Annotated in this window: 13 protein-coding genes; 6 read left to right on the plus strand and 7 right to left on the minus strand. The window is 62.8% G+C overall.

Going from position 1 to position 16,419, the window contains the following annotated elements:
• Positions 1-28: 28 nt before the first annotated feature.
• The 5 genes from rbfA to rimP are packed head-to-tail and all read right to left on the minus strand — an operon-like array spanning position 29 to position 6,058.
• Complete coding sequence (gene rbfA, locus HKD24_RS04850) at positions 29-457, minus strand: 30S ribosome-binding factor RbfA (protein WP_011253108.1); 429 nt, start codon at positions 455-457, stop codon at positions 29-31.
• Positions 454-3,210 carry a translation initiation factor IF-2 gene (gene infB, locus HKD24_RS04855; protein ID WP_194259255.1) on the minus strand — a complete coding sequence of 919 codons (2,757 nt, stop codon included), beginning with the start codon at positions 3,208-3,210 and terminating at the stop codon, positions 454-456. Before infB ends, rbfA begins: the two co-directional genes overlap by 4 nt.
• Positions 3,207-3,920 carry an RNA-binding protein gene (locus tag HKD24_RS04860; RefSeq protein WP_407646352.1) on the minus strand — a complete coding sequence of 238 codons (714 nt, stop codon included), beginning with the start codon at positions 3,918-3,920 and terminating at the stop codon, positions 3,207-3,209. Before HKD24_RS04860 ends, infB begins: the two co-directional genes overlap by 4 nt.
• Entirely contained in the window at positions 3,859-5,412 is a 1,554-nt protein-coding gene (gene nusA / locus HKD24_RS04865) for a transcription termination factor NusA (protein ID WP_194259256.1), read from the minus strand. The genes HKD24_RS04860 and nusA overlap by 62 nt, the downstream gene beginning before the upstream one ends.
• Before the next feature lie 34 nt (positions 5,413-5,446).
• Entirely contained in the window at positions 5,447-6,058 is a 612-nt protein-coding gene (gene rimP / locus HKD24_RS04870) for a ribosome maturation factor RimP (RefSeq protein ID WP_194259257.1), read from the minus strand.
• A 216-nt stretch (positions 6,059-6,274) separates the two neighbouring features.
• Between rimP and HKD24_RS04875 the strand changes: the two genes are divergently transcribed.
• From HKD24_RS04875 to HKD24_RS04885, 3 genes are read left to right on the plus strand one after another with little or no spacing between them, the layout of a single operon-like run.
• Positions 6,275-6,886: a hypothetical protein gene (locus HKD24_RS04875; RefSeq protein ID WP_194259258.1), complete on the plus strand. Its 612-nt coding sequence runs from the start codon at positions 6,275-6,277 to the stop codon at positions 6,884-6,886.
• A gap of 33 nt (positions 6,887-6,919) precedes the next feature.
• Positions 6,920-8,173: an AAA family ATPase gene (locus HKD24_RS04880; protein WP_194259305.1), complete on the plus strand. Its 1,254-nt coding sequence runs from the start codon at positions 6,920-6,922 to the stop codon at positions 8,171-8,173.
• Between the two features lie 3 nt (positions 8,174-8,176).
• The gene (locus HKD24_RS04885; protein ID WP_194259259.1) at positions 8,177-9,106 is read left to right on the plus strand and encodes a hypothetical protein; all 930 of its coding nucleotides are present in this window, start codon (positions 8,177-8,179) and stop codon (positions 9,104-9,106) included.
• A 19-nt stretch (positions 9,107-9,125) separates the two neighbouring features.
• On the opposite strand, the gene HKD24_RS04890 is transcribed toward HKD24_RS04885, so the two are convergent.
• Positions 9,126-10,652 (minus strand): ABC transporter substrate-binding protein/permease, encoded by a 1,527-nt coding sequence (locus HKD24_RS04890; protein WP_194259260.1) that lies wholly within the window; start codon positions 10,650-10,652, stop codon positions 9,126-9,128.
• The gene (locus HKD24_RS04895) at positions 10,652-11,446 is read right to left on the minus strand and encodes an amino acid ABC transporter ATP-binding protein (RefSeq protein ID WP_407646350.1); all 795 of its coding nucleotides are present in this window, start codon (positions 11,444-11,446) and stop codon (positions 10,652-10,654) included. Before HKD24_RS04895 ends, HKD24_RS04890 begins: the two co-directional genes overlap by 1 nt.
• A gap of 189 nt (positions 11,447-11,635) precedes the next feature.
• Here HKD24_RS04895 and ccmA point away from each other — a divergent pair, with 189 nt between their 5' ends.
• The 3 genes from ccmA to HKD24_RS04910 all read left to right on the plus strand — a co-directional run bounded on the left by ccmA (position 11,636) and on the right by HKD24_RS04910 (position 16,357).
• Positions 11,636-12,271, plus strand: a complete 636-nt coding sequence (gene ccmA, locus HKD24_RS04900; RefSeq protein ID WP_062269228.1) for a heme ABC exporter ATP-binding protein CcmA — start codon at positions 11,636-11,638, stop codon at positions 12,269-12,271.
• The gene (gene ccmB / locus HKD24_RS04905; RefSeq protein ID WP_011253095.1) at positions 12,268-12,933 is read left to right on the plus strand and encodes a heme exporter protein CcmB; all 666 of its coding nucleotides are present in this window, start codon (positions 12,268-12,270) and stop codon (positions 12,931-12,933) included. Before ccmA ends, ccmB begins: the two co-directional genes overlap by 4 nt.
• A gap of 103 nt (positions 12,934-13,036) precedes the next feature.
• A complete protein-coding gene (locus HKD24_RS04910; protein ID WP_228124169.1) occupies positions 13,037-16,357 on the plus strand; it encodes a S41 family peptidase in 3,321 nt (1,106 codons plus the stop codon).
• Positions 16,358-16,419: the final 62 nt, after the last annotated feature.

Raw genomic sequence — 16,419 nt, forward strand, 5'->3', positions numbered from 1 at the left:
CGGAAGTGAGAGGCGTTTTTTAAAAAAGTCACTCGGGCTTGGAGTTCAGATCCCGCTGGACTTCCGGAGACCGCATGATCTCGTCGAGTTCCATGGCGTTATCCAGCGCCGTATCAGGCTGGAAGTGGATCTCCGGCACCGTCCGGAGATTGAGAGCCTTGGAAAGCCCCGTTCTCAGGAAAGGTGCCACCCGCTTCAGGGCTGGCAGGAGAACCTCCACATCGCTCCGTCCCAGACGCGTCACGAAAGCCGTGGCATGTCTGAAATCCGGAGAGATACGGACTTCCGTCACCGTAATCCGCACATCCAGCAGTTCCGGATCGCGGAATTCGGTCCGGGCAAACAGCTCCGCCAGAACCCGGCGAACCTCTTCGGCCACCCGGAGCTGGCGGGTGCTGGGCCCGTGAGCGGAGACGCCCGCGGGACCTTTCACGTCATGTCTGGAACGGGAGCTCAAGCCGGGATCACTTCCATTTCATAGCACTCGACCATGTCGCCTTCGCGCAGGTCATTGTAACCCGCGAAGGACAGACCACATTCGTAACCGCGTGCCACTTCCTTGACGTCATCCTTGAAGCGCTTGAGCTGGCTCAGCTCGCCCTCATGAATAACCACGTTGTCACGCAGCAGACGCACGCCACAGCCGCGCTTGACGAGACCTTCGGTGACATAGCAACCCGCGACCTTGCCGGTCTTGGTGATGTTGAACACCTGACGGACCTCTGCGTAGCCGAGGAACTTCTCGCGATGCTTCGGCGCAACCTTACCCTTGACCAGCTGCTCCACGTCATCCGCCACCTGGTAGATGATGGAGTAGTAGCGGATGTCCACACCCTCGCGCTGGGCCAGTTCACGGGCCTGCGTGGTGGCACGGACATTGAAGGCCACGATGATGGCGTCGGAAGCCTTGGCAAGCTGGATGTCGCTTTCCGTGATCTGACCGACACTGGCGTTCAGAACGCGGACAGCAACTTCCTCATGGGCCAGCTTCTGCACGGTCGTGGAAATGGCTTCCGCCGAACCCTGCACGTCAGCCTTGATGAGAAGGGCAACTTCCTTCTGCACACCGGCCTGGATCCGGGCCAGCATCTGATCGAGCGTTCCACGGGCCGCAACCTGCGACGCCGCTTCCTTCTCCTTGATCTTCCGCTGACGGAACTCGCTGATCTCACGGGCCCGCGCATCGTTTTCGACAACGACGAACGGCTCACCCGCACCCGGCACACCCGTCAGGCCGAGCACTTCGACCGGCATGGACGGACCGGCTTCCTTGACCTGACGGCCACGGTCATCGAGCACCGCACGGACACGGCCCCATTCGGCACCGGCCACCACGATGTCACCCCGGCGCAGCGTGCCCTTCTGGACGAGAACGGCGGCAACGGGGCCACGCCCACGATCCAGACGGCTTTCGATCACCACACCTTCGGCCACGCGATCCGGATTGGCCTTCAGATCCAGCATTTCGGACTGGAGCAGGATGCACTCTTCGAGCTTGTCCAGACCGATCCGCTTCAGAGCCGAAACCTCGACGTCCTGGGTGTCGCCACCCATTTCCTCGACCACAATCTCGTGGTTCAGCAGTTCCTGACGCACGCGGTTCGGATTGGCACCCGGCTTGTCGATCTTGTTGATCGCCACGATGATCGGAGCATTGGCCGCCTTGGCGTGCTTGATGGCTTCGATCGTCTGCGGCATCACGCCGTCATCCGCAGCCACCACCAGCACCACGATATCCGTCACCGATGCACCGCGGGCACGCATGGAAGTGAAGGCCTCATGACCCGGCGTGTCGATGAAGGTGATCTTCTTCCCGGACGGCGCCGTGATCTGATACGCGCCGATATGCTGCGTGATGCCACCGGCTTCACTTGCAGCCACATCCGTGGTGCGAAGCGCATCGAGCAGGGAGGTCTTGCCGTGATCGACATGACCCATGACCGTGACGACCGGAGCACGTGGCTTCAGATCGGTTTCGCTGTCCTCGACACCCTCGATACCGATTTCAACATCGCTCTCGGAAACACGCTTGATGCGATGGCCGAATTCCTCGACCACGAGCTCGGCGGTATCGCCATCAATGCTCTGCGCGGCCGTTGCCATGACGCCCATCTTCATGAGTGCCTTGATGACTTCACCCTGACGGGCGGCCATACGGTTGGCCAGTTCGGCGACCGTGATGGTTTCCGGAACAATGACGTCACGGACGACGCGGACCTGATCGGAACGCAGACGCTCCAGCTCGGCCTGACGACGCTCGCGGTCACGCTGGCGACGGACCGAAGCCAGCGAACGCGTCTTGTCGTCATCACCTTCGATTGCAGCACGGACGTCGATACGGCCTGCACGGCGATCGCTGCCGCCACCCTTGCGGGATGGTGCGGACGGACGGCGCTGCGGTGTAGCAGCAGCCCCCGGACCACTGCGGCGCGGTGCGGGACGACGCTCGTCATCGCCACCAGCGGCGCCGGAACGCAGATGAAGCGTTTCGTTGTTACGGGCAGGTGCAGACGCAGACGCTGCCGGACGCGACGGCTGAACCGGACGAGGCGGCATGATCGCACGCTCGGCCAGAGGACGCAGACGCTGTACCGGAGCCGCCAGCTGAACACCGCCGGTCGAGTGGCTGCGCGGATCGAGCGGAGCCGTACGTGCAGCTTCCTCGGCTTCGCGTGCTGCTGCTTCAGCAGCAGCCTGTTCGGCAGCGCGTGCCGCAGCTTCAGCCGCAGCCTGTTCACGGGCAGCCTGCTGCTCGCTTTCCTTCAGGGCGGCGATTTCCGCAGCCTTCTGTTCGCTGATCAGACGCTCTTCCTCGGCAGCGCGACGCGCAGCCTCGGCAGCCGACATGATCTGGATCTTTTCTTCCTCGCGCCGCGCAGCCTCTTCAGCAGCCGCCTTGCGCTGCCCCTCAAGGGCGCGCTGGCGGGCTGCCAGTTCGGCTGCCGTCAGGGCACGTCCACCCGCACGGCCACCACGGGCCGCCGCACCGGCACCCGGGCCGGACGCATTGCGCTTGGGCTTGCGGACCTCAACCTGCACGACCTTGGAACGGCCATGGCTGAAGCTCTGACGTACGGATCCGGCATCCACAGTACGCCCGACCTCCTGACGTCCAGCAGGGCGAAGCGACAGGCGGCTGCTTCTGGTCTGTTCGCCGCCCTGTGATGGGGTGTTGTTTCCGTCCTGGTTGCGCTCGTTGCCGTCGCTCATAGTTCCGCCTGTTCCTTACTGACCCCTGCGGGGTCTGGGAGCGGACGTCCTGCCACTCCCGAAAATCTCTCATGTTCGGCGATCAGGCGCTGTGCCAGCGCTCCTGGCGCCATCACCGCATAGACCGCCCGGTCCCGGCTGAACGCCGATTCCAGGACCCGATCGGGAACTGTCACCACCGGCAGAGAACGCCGGCCCGACACCAGTCTGGAGAACTCGTCCGGGCTTGCACTTTCCGAACGGATCACCACCCCTACCCTGCCTGAAGTGAGCCACTCCCGGCATTTCTGAAACCCACAGACCGTCTGACCCGCTCTCCGGGCCAGGCTGACTGCGTCCAGCATCCGCTGCACCAGCGCGGCCTCGACCAGATCGGCCAGGCCATCCGGTACGATCACCTGGGCTTTTGCCGCTCTGGCAAAAGCCTGTCGTGTGCGGGCGCTATCTAACACATCCCGGCTGGCACTCAACCACATTCCCCGGCCCGGAAGTTTTCCGGCGAGGTCGGGCACAACCCGGTTATCCGGGCTGACCACGAAACGGATCATGCCTTCAGGCGGCTTCTGCTCTCGTGTAACGATGCATCGCCGCTCCGAGCCGCGACGCCCTAGAGCACCACGAACGGGACCATTATCAGTATCAGAAATATCAGACGTCGGTCGACTCCTCATCACCGTTTTCGGGCTTTGCCGAGTCGGCTTCTTCACCATCGAACCAGTGCGCACGGGCTGCCATGATGATCTCGTTGGCGGCATCCTCGTCGATGGCATCCTCACCGAGGATCTCCACCAGTTCGTCGCCGGCCAGATCCGCCAGATCGTCGAGCGTCTTCACGCCCTTCTCACCCAGCGTCACCAGCATCTGGTTCGTGAAGGTTCCCAGCTCGGCCACATCATCCGTGACACCCAGCGCCTTGCGCTGATCGTCCAGGGCCTGCTCCTTGCTGGCCAGATAGTCGTTGGCGCGATGCATGAGCTCTTCAGCCACGCTCTCGTCAAAACCTTCGATATCGTTCAGCTCGCCCGGATCGGTGTAGGCCAGTTCCTCGATCGTGTGGAAGCCTTCCGTCACCAGCAGGCCCGCGATCACGTCATCGACGTCCAGCGCCTCAACGAACTGCGAGGAGCGCTTGCGGAACTCTTCCTGACGACGCTCCGATTCCTCGGCCTCCGTCAGAATGTCGATGTCCCAGCGCGTCAGCTGGCTGGCCAGACGCACGTTCTGACCACGGCGACCGATGGCGAGCGAAAGCTGCTCGTCCGGCACCACGACCTCAACACGGCCTGCTTCCTCATCCATCACCACCTTGCTGACTTCAGCCGGGGCCAGCGCATTGACGACGAACGTCGCAGCCTGCGGACTCCAGGGGATGATATCGATCTTCTCGCCCTGCAGTTCGGCCACAACGGCCTGAACGCGGGAGCCGCGCATACCAACGCAGGCACCAACCGGATCAATCGCCGCATCGCGGGAAATCACGGCCATCTTGGCGCGCGATCCCGGATCACGGGACACAGCCTTGATCTCGATGATACCGTCGTAGATTTCCGGCACTTCCTGCGCAAACAGCTTGGCCAAAAAGGCCGGATGCGTACGGGACAGGAATATCTGCGGGCCACGCGGCTCGTCACGCACATCATAGATGTAAGCGCGGACGCGATCAGAATTGCGGAAGGACTCGCGGGGGATCAGCTCGTCGCGACGCAGCAGGGCTTCCGTATGGCCGATCTCGACCATGAGGTTGCCGTACTCGGTGCGCTTGACCGTGCCGTTGACGATCTCGCCCACGCGGTCCTTGAACTCGTTGTACTGGCGCTTGCGCTCATATTCACGCACACGCTGCACGATGACCTGCTTGGCCGTCTGCGCTGCGATACGACCGAAATCGATCGGCGGCAGCGGATCAACCAGATGCTCGCCGGCCTGGATTTCCGGCTGGAACTTGCGGGCGATGTGCAGCGGGATCTGGGTGTCCTCGTTCTCCACATGCTCGACCGCTTCGGTCCAGCGGCTCAGACGGACTTCGCCGCTCTTGCGGTCGATCGTCGCGCGGATGTCCTTTTCATGCCCGTACTTTGCACGGCCAGCCTTCTGGATGGCCTGCTCCATGGCTTCGAGCACTTCCTCGCGGTCGATGTTCTTCTCGCGGGAAACTGCATCTGCAACCAGCAGCAGTTCGGGACGTGTAACAGACGTGTCCATCAGATCGGACCTCCAGCCAGCATGAGACGGGTCATCACTTCTTTCCCGGCTTCTTCGGATTCAGTTTGGGCGCCTGGCGCGCTTCCCCGCCATCTTCCCCTTCAGAGTCCAGCCCTGCAAGGGCTGCACTCGCCTCGATCAGCGCATCCGTCAGGACCAGACGTGCCTTGCGGATATCCACCAGCGGCAGAACCGCCTCGGTTCCATCATCCAGCCGGATGATGGCATTGTCATCCCGTGCCCCCATAACGGTGCCCGAGAAACGGCGACGGCCATTGAGCGGAACATCCAGCTCGGCTTTTGCCAGATGGCCGGCGAATCGTTCCCAGTCCTTGGCGCGCGTCAGCGGCCGGTCGATCCCTGCGGACGAGACCTCCAGCATCCACGCACCGGGGATCGGATCATCAACGTCCAGAATGGCACCCACGGCGTGGCTGATCTGTTCGCAGTCTTCCACCGAGATCAGGGAGCCGTTCGCACGGTCCGCCATGATCTGGATCGTCGGGGTATCGCGTCCCAGCACGGACAGACGCACGAGCTCATAGCCCAGATCGGCAAGCGTCGGCGCAATCCGCTCCGCAATGCGGGCTTCCAGCCCCGTGAGATGGGGCAGTTCGATGTCGGAAGAGGCGTTCTGCTGAGACAAGACAAAAAAGGCGGCCCGTCAGGGCCACCCCCCAAATGAGCGGAAGATGAATGGAATATGCCCTATGTAAGTCACCTCCCCACCAGACGCAAGAGGAACGCAAATCCCTTTGATCCGGAAGCTCTTATTCATTGGGCGAGTCGAAAGATTTGTTTACATTCCTATGCCGCGAAAGCCCTTGTCTTTGGACGCCGTCGGGAGTGAGATGGTTTCGAAATGACTGTCCAGCCAGAGCCCCGTCCAGAACCGAGCCCGCAGCCCCTGCCATCTGAACCCGCGTCCAGAAGCCGGGCGCTGTGGGGCGGAGGCGGGCTGATCGCGGCCCTGACGGTCGGGGCCGGTGCCTTTTTCTATACCCATAACACGACCACACCACCTGCCCCGGCAATTGCCCCTCCGGCCCAGAACACCCCGGCCGTTCCTGCCGCGCAGACCGCCGCCGTCCAGCTGTCCATGCTCTCTCCCGCGAAGGCCCCTTCCGCCCTTGCCAAAAGCGGCTTCAGCCCGGCCGACCGCGCCCGCATCCTTGCGGCGATCAAAGATGGCAAGATGCGCCTGGTGGAAATGCCGGTTCTGGACGCTTCCGGCGCTGTGGGGCAGACGATCGATGTCACGGTCTCGGGCCTGACGCAGCGTGTCATCCTGACGGGCAAGTTCCAGCATCTGGTTATTCCCATTGTTGAAGCCGGACAGATCCTGATTGCTCCCGTCAGTATGCCCCATGCACCGGCCCTGACCATCGGCGCGCTGACGGCACTTGGTCCGCAGGCCCTGCCCGCCCTGACGACGCTTGACCAGCGCGTCCTGCTTAACGTGATCGTCCAGTAAGGAACCGCCCCGGTGTTCAAGTCCCTCGTTCCCATGCTCAACCGGGCCATGCCGCTGATGATGGCGGCCTTCCTCATTCTGGCAGTGATTCAGGTTGCGGTCATGCTACACCTGTCGCTGAACGGGCTGTGGGCCGCCATCGAATGGGGACGGCGTTTCTATCTTCCGCTGGCAGGCATCAGCGCCCTTCTGGCAGTCACGGGACTGGCGTATGAAACGTCAGCCGAAAAACTGGCGCGTCGCGGACTGCGCCGCAGGAAAGGTCTCATCATGGATGTTCTCAGCCGTCTGACAAACCGCGGAGCCCTTGAAGAGCTCATGGCCCGCGAACAGCGTGAAACCGTCATCGACGCCGACGAACTGGCCGCTTCCCTCCGCGCCCGCGTCATCGGACAGGACCAGGTTTGCGAGGACATCGCCCAGCAGATGCGCCGTCGCCTGGCCCTGCAGGTCCGCGGCAAGCCTGTCGGCATCTTCCTGCTCGCCGGCCCTCCGGGCACCGGCAAGACCTATCTGGCCAAGCAGATGGCCAAGCAGATGGAACGCCCGCTGCTGCATTTCGACATGACACAGATGTCCAGCGCTCATGCCGCGACCCAGCTTTTCGGCTCCCCCAAGGGTTATGTGGGGTCCGATACCTTCGGCAAACTGACAGGTGGCCTCAAGGACAAGCCGGATGCCGTGGTCCTGCTCGATGAAATCGAAAAGGCCCATCCAGACGTCTTCAAGAAGTTCCTCACCGCTTGGAACGACGGTCACGTCACCGAAGCCTCCACGGGGGAACAGGTCTCCACGACCCGCGCGATCTTCATGCTGACGTCCAATGTCGCGACCGAAGCCCTGACCGAAATCGCCGACCGCCTCGTCAACGAGCCCGAAAAGATGCGCGCCGAGTCGGTCGAAGCCCTGCGCAAGTCCGGCTTCGCGCCCGAAGTTCTCAACCGTCTGGACCGCATTTTCATCTTCCGCCCCCTGCGTGGACTGGACCTCGCCCGCGTTGCAGCTCTCGAAATCGAAGCCATGATCGAAGGCTACGGCCTGCATGTGGAAACAGGCGGTATCGATGCCGGTGTCCTGTTTCAGGTCATGGTCAAACAGAAGAACCTCGGTACCGGGGCCAGCGCGCGTGATCTTGTCCGCTCCATTGAGGACATGGTCAGCGAAAGCCTCATCGTGGCCCGTCAGCAGGGTGCCAAGCGCGTCCGGCTCGTTACGCAGGAGGACGGCACCGTTATCACCGAAATCGCAAACGACACCGAAACCCAGCTCGGCCGGATGAGCCACTGACCCATGACGGCATTCGGACGGCTCTGGCGGCGCGCGCCCCTGTGGCGCACAAGCGTGATCGTAACGGTAGGCGCGCTGGGCATGGCCGCCTTCTATCCCACTCCGGCACTCAAGAAAGCCATGCCATGGCTGCCGGGGCACCTGCCCGGCGCAGCGCCAGCAGCCGGACAGCAGGCCGACCAGACTGCTGCCGGACCCGGCGGCGCACCCGGAGCAGGAGACCAGATCGGCGTCCCTGATCCCGGCATCGCGCAGCACGGAAGCATCATGATCGCCGGACGCACCCTCCCGCTTCCGGCCGGTGACTGGCACCCGATCCTGACTGCCCGGAGCGGCGCTCATGGTGAACTGTCCCAGCAGATTCTGGCCCGCACCGATCGTGGCGTCGTCTCCGGCGTCATCGTGGTGCGTGCCACGCAGCAGCCCGTCCCGGCCGAACTCGCCGAACAGCTCGAAACACCGTGCCATGACGACCGCGACTATGCGGCTCATATTTCCGAACAGCCCGGGGTTTCGCAGGAATGCAGCTACACCAGCAATGCCGTCCTCGAAAACCAGAGCGTCAGCACCGATCCGTTCATCACGGCCGCATTTTCCCGGATGCGCACGCTCGGCTTCCCGATCCCGAGCCTAATGATCAATGTTGGGTGGTATCATGCGGCCGTGGCCGGCAAGAACACCGCCCATATCGAAACGGTGGAAACGCTCGTCGCCCCGATCGAACATGGCTCACGCCAGTTGCTCGCCCCGCCGCAATACTGGAACAAGGCTTCGGTTCACAAGAACCCGGACGCCGCCCAGTTCATCGACACGCTTGACCGCTGGATGATCGGCTGGTCCCGCGTCCTGCGTCAGGGATTTGACGGCACGCTGGACACGGCAACGCTCGTCCCGCCCCTGATCAACGACCCCTCCGCTCCCCGTCCGGCCTGAACATGGCCGAGCACCCTATTCAGTGATGCCCGGTTCCTGAAAACCCACGGCCCAGCCGCCGCTCCGCCATCCGCGCCAACCGCACAAACGGCAGCCCGAGCAGCAGATAGGCCAGACCGACCATGATCCCCGTTCCGAAATAATCGTAATATGTAGACGACAGCCGCACATAGGTCTGGCTCAGCTCCGTCAGTGTAATGACGGAGACGAGCGAACTGTCCTTGAGCAGCGAAATAAAGTCATTGGTCATGACCGGCACAACCGTCCGGAACGCCTGTGGCACGATCACCAGCCGCAGCGCCTGCCAGTGCGTCATGTTCAGCGCAATCGCCGCTTCCATCTGCCCCCGTGGCACGGAGAGCAGGCCGGCGCGGTAGTTTTCCGCCTCATAGGCCGCGTAATTCAGGCCCAGCGACAGCACACCCGCCATGAACGGCGACAGACGGATGCCGAAAGCCGGCAGTCCATAGAAGATAAACAGCACCTGAATCAGCAGCGGTGTACCGCGCACCACTTCGACATACACGCCCGCCACGAAACGCAGCGGCGCTGCGCCGTAATGCCGGGCCAGCGCCAGCAAAAGCCCGAGTGCCACGGCCAGAACCATAGCCAGCGCCGACACCGCCAGCGTCATGAGCGCCGCCTGCCCAATCAGCGGCAGGAAACTCACATAGCGCCGGACCAGAACATGCCAGCCGCTGCCGGTCGTGTTCGCCATGGCCTGCCGGTAATGGTCCCATTCCGTCGGCGCGATATCCGGCTGGCTGTTGTCGCCCGTGTAGTTCGCCATCAGGGGCGTCCACAGGTTCCAGCGCGCCAGAATGCGGTGCAATGTCCCGTCCTGAATGATTTCGCCCAGCGCCGCATCTACCTGATCACGCAGCGCACGGTTCTCCGGTGAGAACGCGATCCCGTATTCCATGCTGCCGATCGGCTCGCCCACGAGCTTCATGTCCGGCGAGATGCTGCCATAATACAGGGCAATCGGCGCATCGAGCAGGATCGCATCCAGCCGCCCGTTCCGCAGATCCGAGAACGCATTCGTCTCTTCTTCATAAGAGCGCACGTTAGAGCCGCCCTGCCTGCGCAGCATCCGCTCGGCCGTGGTGTCCTTGATCGTCCCGACCGTATGCCCCTTGAGGGCGTCCATCGTATCCAGACCGCTCTGGTCATGCCGGACGATGATGCGCTCGCTCGTCACATAATAGGGGCGCGAGAACAGCACGGCGGCCTTGTGCTCCGGCGTCATCTCGATGCCGTCCAGCACCATCCCGTACAGTCCGCGTGACAGGCCGGGGATCAGGCCGTCCCAGTCATTCTGGATGAACTTCGCCTTCCGGTGCATCCGTGCGGCGATCTCGTTGACCAGTTCGTACTCGAAGCCGGTCATTTGGGATTCATGGGCCGGGTCGTGGAAGACGTAAGGCACATTCGCCTCACCGTCCGACGCCCAGAGCAGCTCCTGCGATGCAGCGGGCGCGTCTGCCAGCGCGATGGAAACGGGGCTGATGGCAAGCGCTAGCAGAAGTACGAAAAGTTTTTTCATCACAGCAGCGTCCGCAGGAACCGGCGCGTCCGTCCCTCCTGGGGGTTGGCGAACATCAGGTCCGGATCACCGCTCTCAACGATTTCCCCGCCCTCGACAAACAGAACACGATCCGAGGCCGCGCGCGCGAAACGCATGTCATGCGTCACGACTAACTGCGTCATGCCCTCATCATCCAGCGCACGCATGACGGACAGCACTTCCTCGGAGAGTTCGGGGTCCAGCGCGGATGTCGGTTCATCATACAGCATCACGGACGGCTTCATCGCCAGAGCGCGCGCAATGGCGGCGCGCTGTTTTTGACCGCCCGAAAGACTGTCCGGATACCGGTCCTTCACACCTGCAAGCCCGACCTTCGCCAGAAGTTCGCAGGCAATGGACTGAGCCTCGTCACGCGACATTTTCTTGACCTGGATCGGCGCCATCATGACGTTGTCCAGCACCGTGCGATGGGGGAACAGGTTGAAGGCCTGAAACACCATGCCGACATGCGACCGCAGCTTATGGGCCTCGGCCTCGTTGGCGCGGCTCCAGTGCTTCCCCGTGCACGCGACCGTCACATCCTCGATCCGGACAGAGCCCGCATCCGGATGTTCCAGAAAATTGAGGCAGCGCAGAAACGTGGACTTGCCACATCCCGAAGGCCCGATCATCGAGATCAGTTCGCCGCGCTCCACGTCGAGCGACAGGCCCTTCAGAACCTCGTTCCCACCAAAGGACTTGGCGATACCACTCGCCTGCAGCACCAGATCAGCCAGTTCCGGAAACCCTCGAAAAAAGAGACGCACGATCACATGACCGCGCAGCCCTCATAACGGACCTGCGCCAGTGTATCGAGACCTTAATACAGCACGCACCACAATTCATACGATCATCATATTCCGCCCAACCGGAGCCCGGCCCTTGCGAAGCACGTCCGCAGGGTCTCTAAAACAGAAAGACACACACCGGGACAGAGCCGAACCCGCGCATGAGACCCTTTGATGACCAGCCCGTCTGACTTCCCCACGCCCCCCGTTCCCGGACGATTGCTCGATGTCGAGGACGTCACGGTGTTCCGTGGAGACCGGCTGGTGCTTGATGGCGTGTCGCTGACGCTGGATGCCGGGGATGCCATGATCCTGACAGGCCCGAACGGGGCCGGAAAATCCACCCTCCTGCGCACGATTTCCGGCCTGCGTCGCCCCGATTCAGGGGAAGTCATCCGCTATGGCGACCTGGCGTGGCTCGGCCATCAGGATGCGCTCAAGCCCGGACTGACACTGGCGCAGAACCTGGCTCTGGCTGAAAAGCTCGGCACGAACAGTCTGTCTGACGCACTTGAAGCGCTGGACCTCACCCATCTGACCGATCTTCCGGCACGCCTCCTGTCTTCCGGGCAGAAGCGCCGCGCCGCTTTCGCCCGCGTCATGCTCTCGGGCGCGCCGCTCTGGCTGCTCGACGAACCGACCGTCGGGCTGGATGTCGCCAGCATTGAACGTCTCGGTGCCGTCATGGCAGCCCATCGCGCCAAGGGTGGTGCCATGATCGTCACGACGCATGTCCCGCTTCCCCTAGACAACACCCGCTCGCACGAGCTGCCCTCGCTCGCGCATGTAGAGTCCTTCTGGCTGTCATGACTGCTTTTCTTGCCCTGATCGACCGTGACCTCCGTCTGGCATTCCGCTTCGGCGCCGACACGCTGGCCTCTCTGCTGTTCTTTATCTTATGTGGCAGCCTGTTCCCGCTGGCACTTGGCCCTTCGCCGGACCTGCTGCGACACATGGGGCCAGGTATCATCTGGGTCTGTGCCCTGCTTGCCTGCCTGCTCCCGCTGGACCGGTTGTTCGGAGCGGAACTTGAGGACGGCTCCCTCGACCTGCTGATGCTGACCGGCCCGGCCCCGGCCGCCGTGGCCTTTGCCAAGATGGCGGCACACTGGCTGACGACCGGCCTGCCGCTGCTGATCGCCAGCATCCCGCTCGGCATCATGCTCGGTGTCAAAGGCTCGGAACTTCCGCTCCTGCTGCTCGGCCTTGCGATGGGCACGATGTCCCTTTCGCTTCTGGGCGGCATGGCAGCCTCGATCGTGCTTGGCGCGCGGCGTGGCGGCGTGCTGCTGCCACTTCTGGTCCTGCCGCTTGCAACGCCTGTGCTGATCTTCGGCGCGGCCTCGTCCTATGCCGGACAGCTTGCAACATCACCTGCTGCCAGTCTGGATCTGCTGGGAGCGTGCCTCTTCGCCTGCCTGCCGCTGTGCCCTCTTGCTGCCGGACAGGGCCTTAAGGCTGCCGTGGGCTGAAGGACGTGTCATACCTTAACAGGTTGTCATCCGCAGGCCTTTGACGACATGACTCCTTTGTGAAACGACTGGACCATATTCGTTTCACATCGAGATCATCACCATGCCCCAACGCCCGTCGCTCAGAAGCTCCCTTTTGTCCTGCGCAGCCCTGATGGGCTTCAGTCTCGGCATTGCTCAGGCCGAGCCGGGCTATCTGCGTGAACCCTCGATTTCCGGCCAGACCGTCCTGTTCAATGCCGAACAGTCCGTCTGGAGCGTCCCCCTCGCGGGCGGGCAGGCCCAGCGCCTGACAACCGTCCCGCAGGGGGCCAATGCCATTGATCCGCACCCCGTCATTTCCCCGGACGGCACCCAGACCGCATTTGCCGCCAATTTCGACGGTCCGACCGAAATCTATGTCATGCCCCGCAGTGGCGGCACACCCCGGCGCCTGACATTCGAGAACGTTGCCCGCCTGAAGATCATCGGCTGGGACGCCCATGCCGGCATCCTCTATGCTGCCCCCGCCGCCACGGGGCCATATTACACCCAGACCGTCACCGCCATTGATCCGAAGACCAGCGCAAAGCACGTCTTTCCGCTCTCCGGCGTCAATGATACTGCCCTCAGCCCGGACGGACGCTGGCTCTATGCGGTCCGCTTCGGCCTCGCCACGACCGGCGATCACATGCGCGCCTATCGCGGTGGCGCCCTGTCCCAGCTCTGGCGTTTCGATCTTCAGAACGGCAAGGAAGCCGAGCGCATCGGCACGCATGACGCCAACCTCATCCGCCCGATGCCCTGGCGCGACCGGCTGATTGTCATTTCCGACGAGAACGGCCGTTACAATCTGTGGAGCCTCGCCACGGACGGCACGGACGCAAAGCAGCTTACCCATTTCACGGATTACAGCGTCCTCGAAGCCTCCATTTCCGGCGACCATATCGTGATGCGCAAGGGCGCGGACCTGTTCGATTTCAATCTGGCGAGCGGCGCGACCACCCCCATCAAAGTGGACCTGACCTCCGACAACCTGCCCCGCAGCCCGTACTGGCTGGAAAAGCCCACGCGCTTCCTGACGGCCTCGGCCATTTCCCCCAAAGGTGAGACCGCAGCCTTCACCATGCGCGGACATGTCGTTGTCGCAGGCGCTTCGCCGCGCCGCGTCGTCGTCCTCGCTACCCCGGACAATGTGCGCCTGCGCCTCGCCCAGATCACGCCGGACGGCAAATCCGTCATCGCCTTCAGCGACGTCAACGGCGATTCCGCCCTGTGGCACTTTGCAGCGGATGGCAGTGGCAAGGGCGAAGCCATCAGCCAGCCGTCACCGACTGAACCCGTGATCCTTTCGCTTTCGCCGGACGGAAAATACGCAGCCCATACCGATCTTCTGGGCCGGCTGTGGCTGACGGACCTCTCCACGAAGGCCGACAAGCTCGTCGATAACGCCACACAAGACGGCACCAACGTCTTCGACTCCCTGTCATGGTCCTCGGACGGCCATGTTCTGGCTTTCGTGCGCACCCGTGGTGCAAACCTGCGTCGTCAGATCGCACTCTACGTTCCCGCCACCGGCCAGACGAACTGGGTCACGGACGGGCGCTACGAATCCTATACGCCGAGCTTCTCTCCGGACGGGAAATGGCTGTGGTTCCTTTCAGACCGCACCTTCTCGCTGTCCAATGGTTCACCCTGGGGTGACCGCAATATCGGCCCGGCCTTCCCGAAACGGACCGGCATTTATGCCCTGGCCCTTCAGGCTGGCGAACGCTTCCCGTTCCAGCCCGCCACCGAGCTGGACACGGCGGACAAAAAGCCTGACGCCGACAAAAAGGATGCCAAGAAGAAGGATACAGACAAAAAGAAGCCCCTTCCCGCCATCGAATGGGCTGGCCTTACAATGCGTCTGTATCAGGCTCCGGTTCCGGCCGGGGACTATAGTGGTCTTGGCGTCTCTGACGACTATCTGTTCACCATCGACAGCTCCGGTTCAGGCGATGGTCCGGGCGATCTGAAGTCGATCCATATCGACAATAACGAACACAAGATCGAAACCTACGCCGCGAAGATATCGGATTTCGACATCACGCCCGACGGCAAGACCCTGTTGACCCTCAGCCGCAAGGGAAAGAACGCTCCTGACCTGCTCCTGACGCCGGCAGGCGAAAAGCAGCCCAAGGAACTGGCCGGCAAGAAGATCGAACTCGACCATCTGCGCCTGCGGATCGACCCCGGACAGGAGTGGTCGGACGAATTCGTGGATGCCTGGCGTCTGCACCGCGATCATTACTATGACCGCGACCTGCACGGCGTGGACTGGAAAGCCGTGCGCGCCCATTTCGCGCCCTTCGTGGATCGTCTCGGGGACCGTGCGGATCTCGACGATCTGCTCGGCCAGATGGTGGCGGAAATCGGCGCCATGCACTCGCAGCTCCACGCGCCCACGACCGTCGATCAACCAGCCTCCAGCCTCATCGCGGGTCTTGGCGCGCATCTGACGCATGAGGATAACGGCTTTCGCATCGACCACATCTATCAGGGCGACCGCGACCTCCCGGACCAGCAGTCCCCACTCGCCGCCCCCGGCGTGGACGCCCGTGATGGAGACCTGATCGTCGCCGTCAACGGACAGCCCACGGCCGGACAGCCCGATCTGGGTTCGCTCCTTGCCGATCAGGCCGGAAAGCAGGTTCTCCTGACGCTCTCGCGCGCCGGAAAGGAACACAAGGTCATCGTAACCCCTGTTCCTTATATGAAAGAGCGTGACCTGCGTGCGCGGGACTGGGAAGTCGGGCGGGCGGATGTCGTCGATCGGGCCAGCCATGGCCGCATCGGCTATCTGCATCTGCAGTCCATGGTCGGGGACGACATGGAAGCCTTCGCCCGCGAGTTCTATGCCAATATCGACAAGGATGGCCTGATCGTGGACGTCCGCGGCAATACGGGCGGCAATATCGACAGCTGGGTCCTCACCCAGCTCATGCGTCGCCCGTGGATGTTCTGGGGCCGCTACGGCAATGCGCCTTCGGTGGACATGCAGCAGTCCTTTCAGGGCCGCCTGATCGTCCTCTCCGATGAGATGACCTATTCGGACGGCGAGACTTTCTCGCAGGGCATCAAGTCCCTGCACATCGCCCCGCTGCTTGGCGAGCGCACGGCGGGTGCCGGCGTCTGGCTGTCTGACGGAGACCGTCTGATTGACAACGGCAATGCCCGTACGGCCGAAAACCCGTATTTCGACCTGAACGGACACTGGCTGGTCGAGAACAGAGGCGTTTCTCCGGATATCGAGGTCGAGAACATGCCGGTCGCCACCTTCAACGGACAGGATCAGCAGCTCGACGCCGCCATCGCCTGGCTCCGCAAGGACATGGCCGACCATCCGCGCATGGACCTCAAGCCGGAGGCCTTTCCGGTGCAGAAGCCTGCTGCCCCTCGCTAATTCTGAAAAGTTCTGATGGATCGGCAGAGTGCTGATCCATCAGGATACGAAGACATGCGAGC

The sequence above is a fragment of the Gluconobacter vitians genome (genome assembly GCF_015244565.1).
Taxonomy (GTDB): Bacteria; Pseudomonadota; Alphaproteobacteria; order Acetobacterales; family Acetobacteraceae; genus Gluconobacter; species Gluconobacter vitians.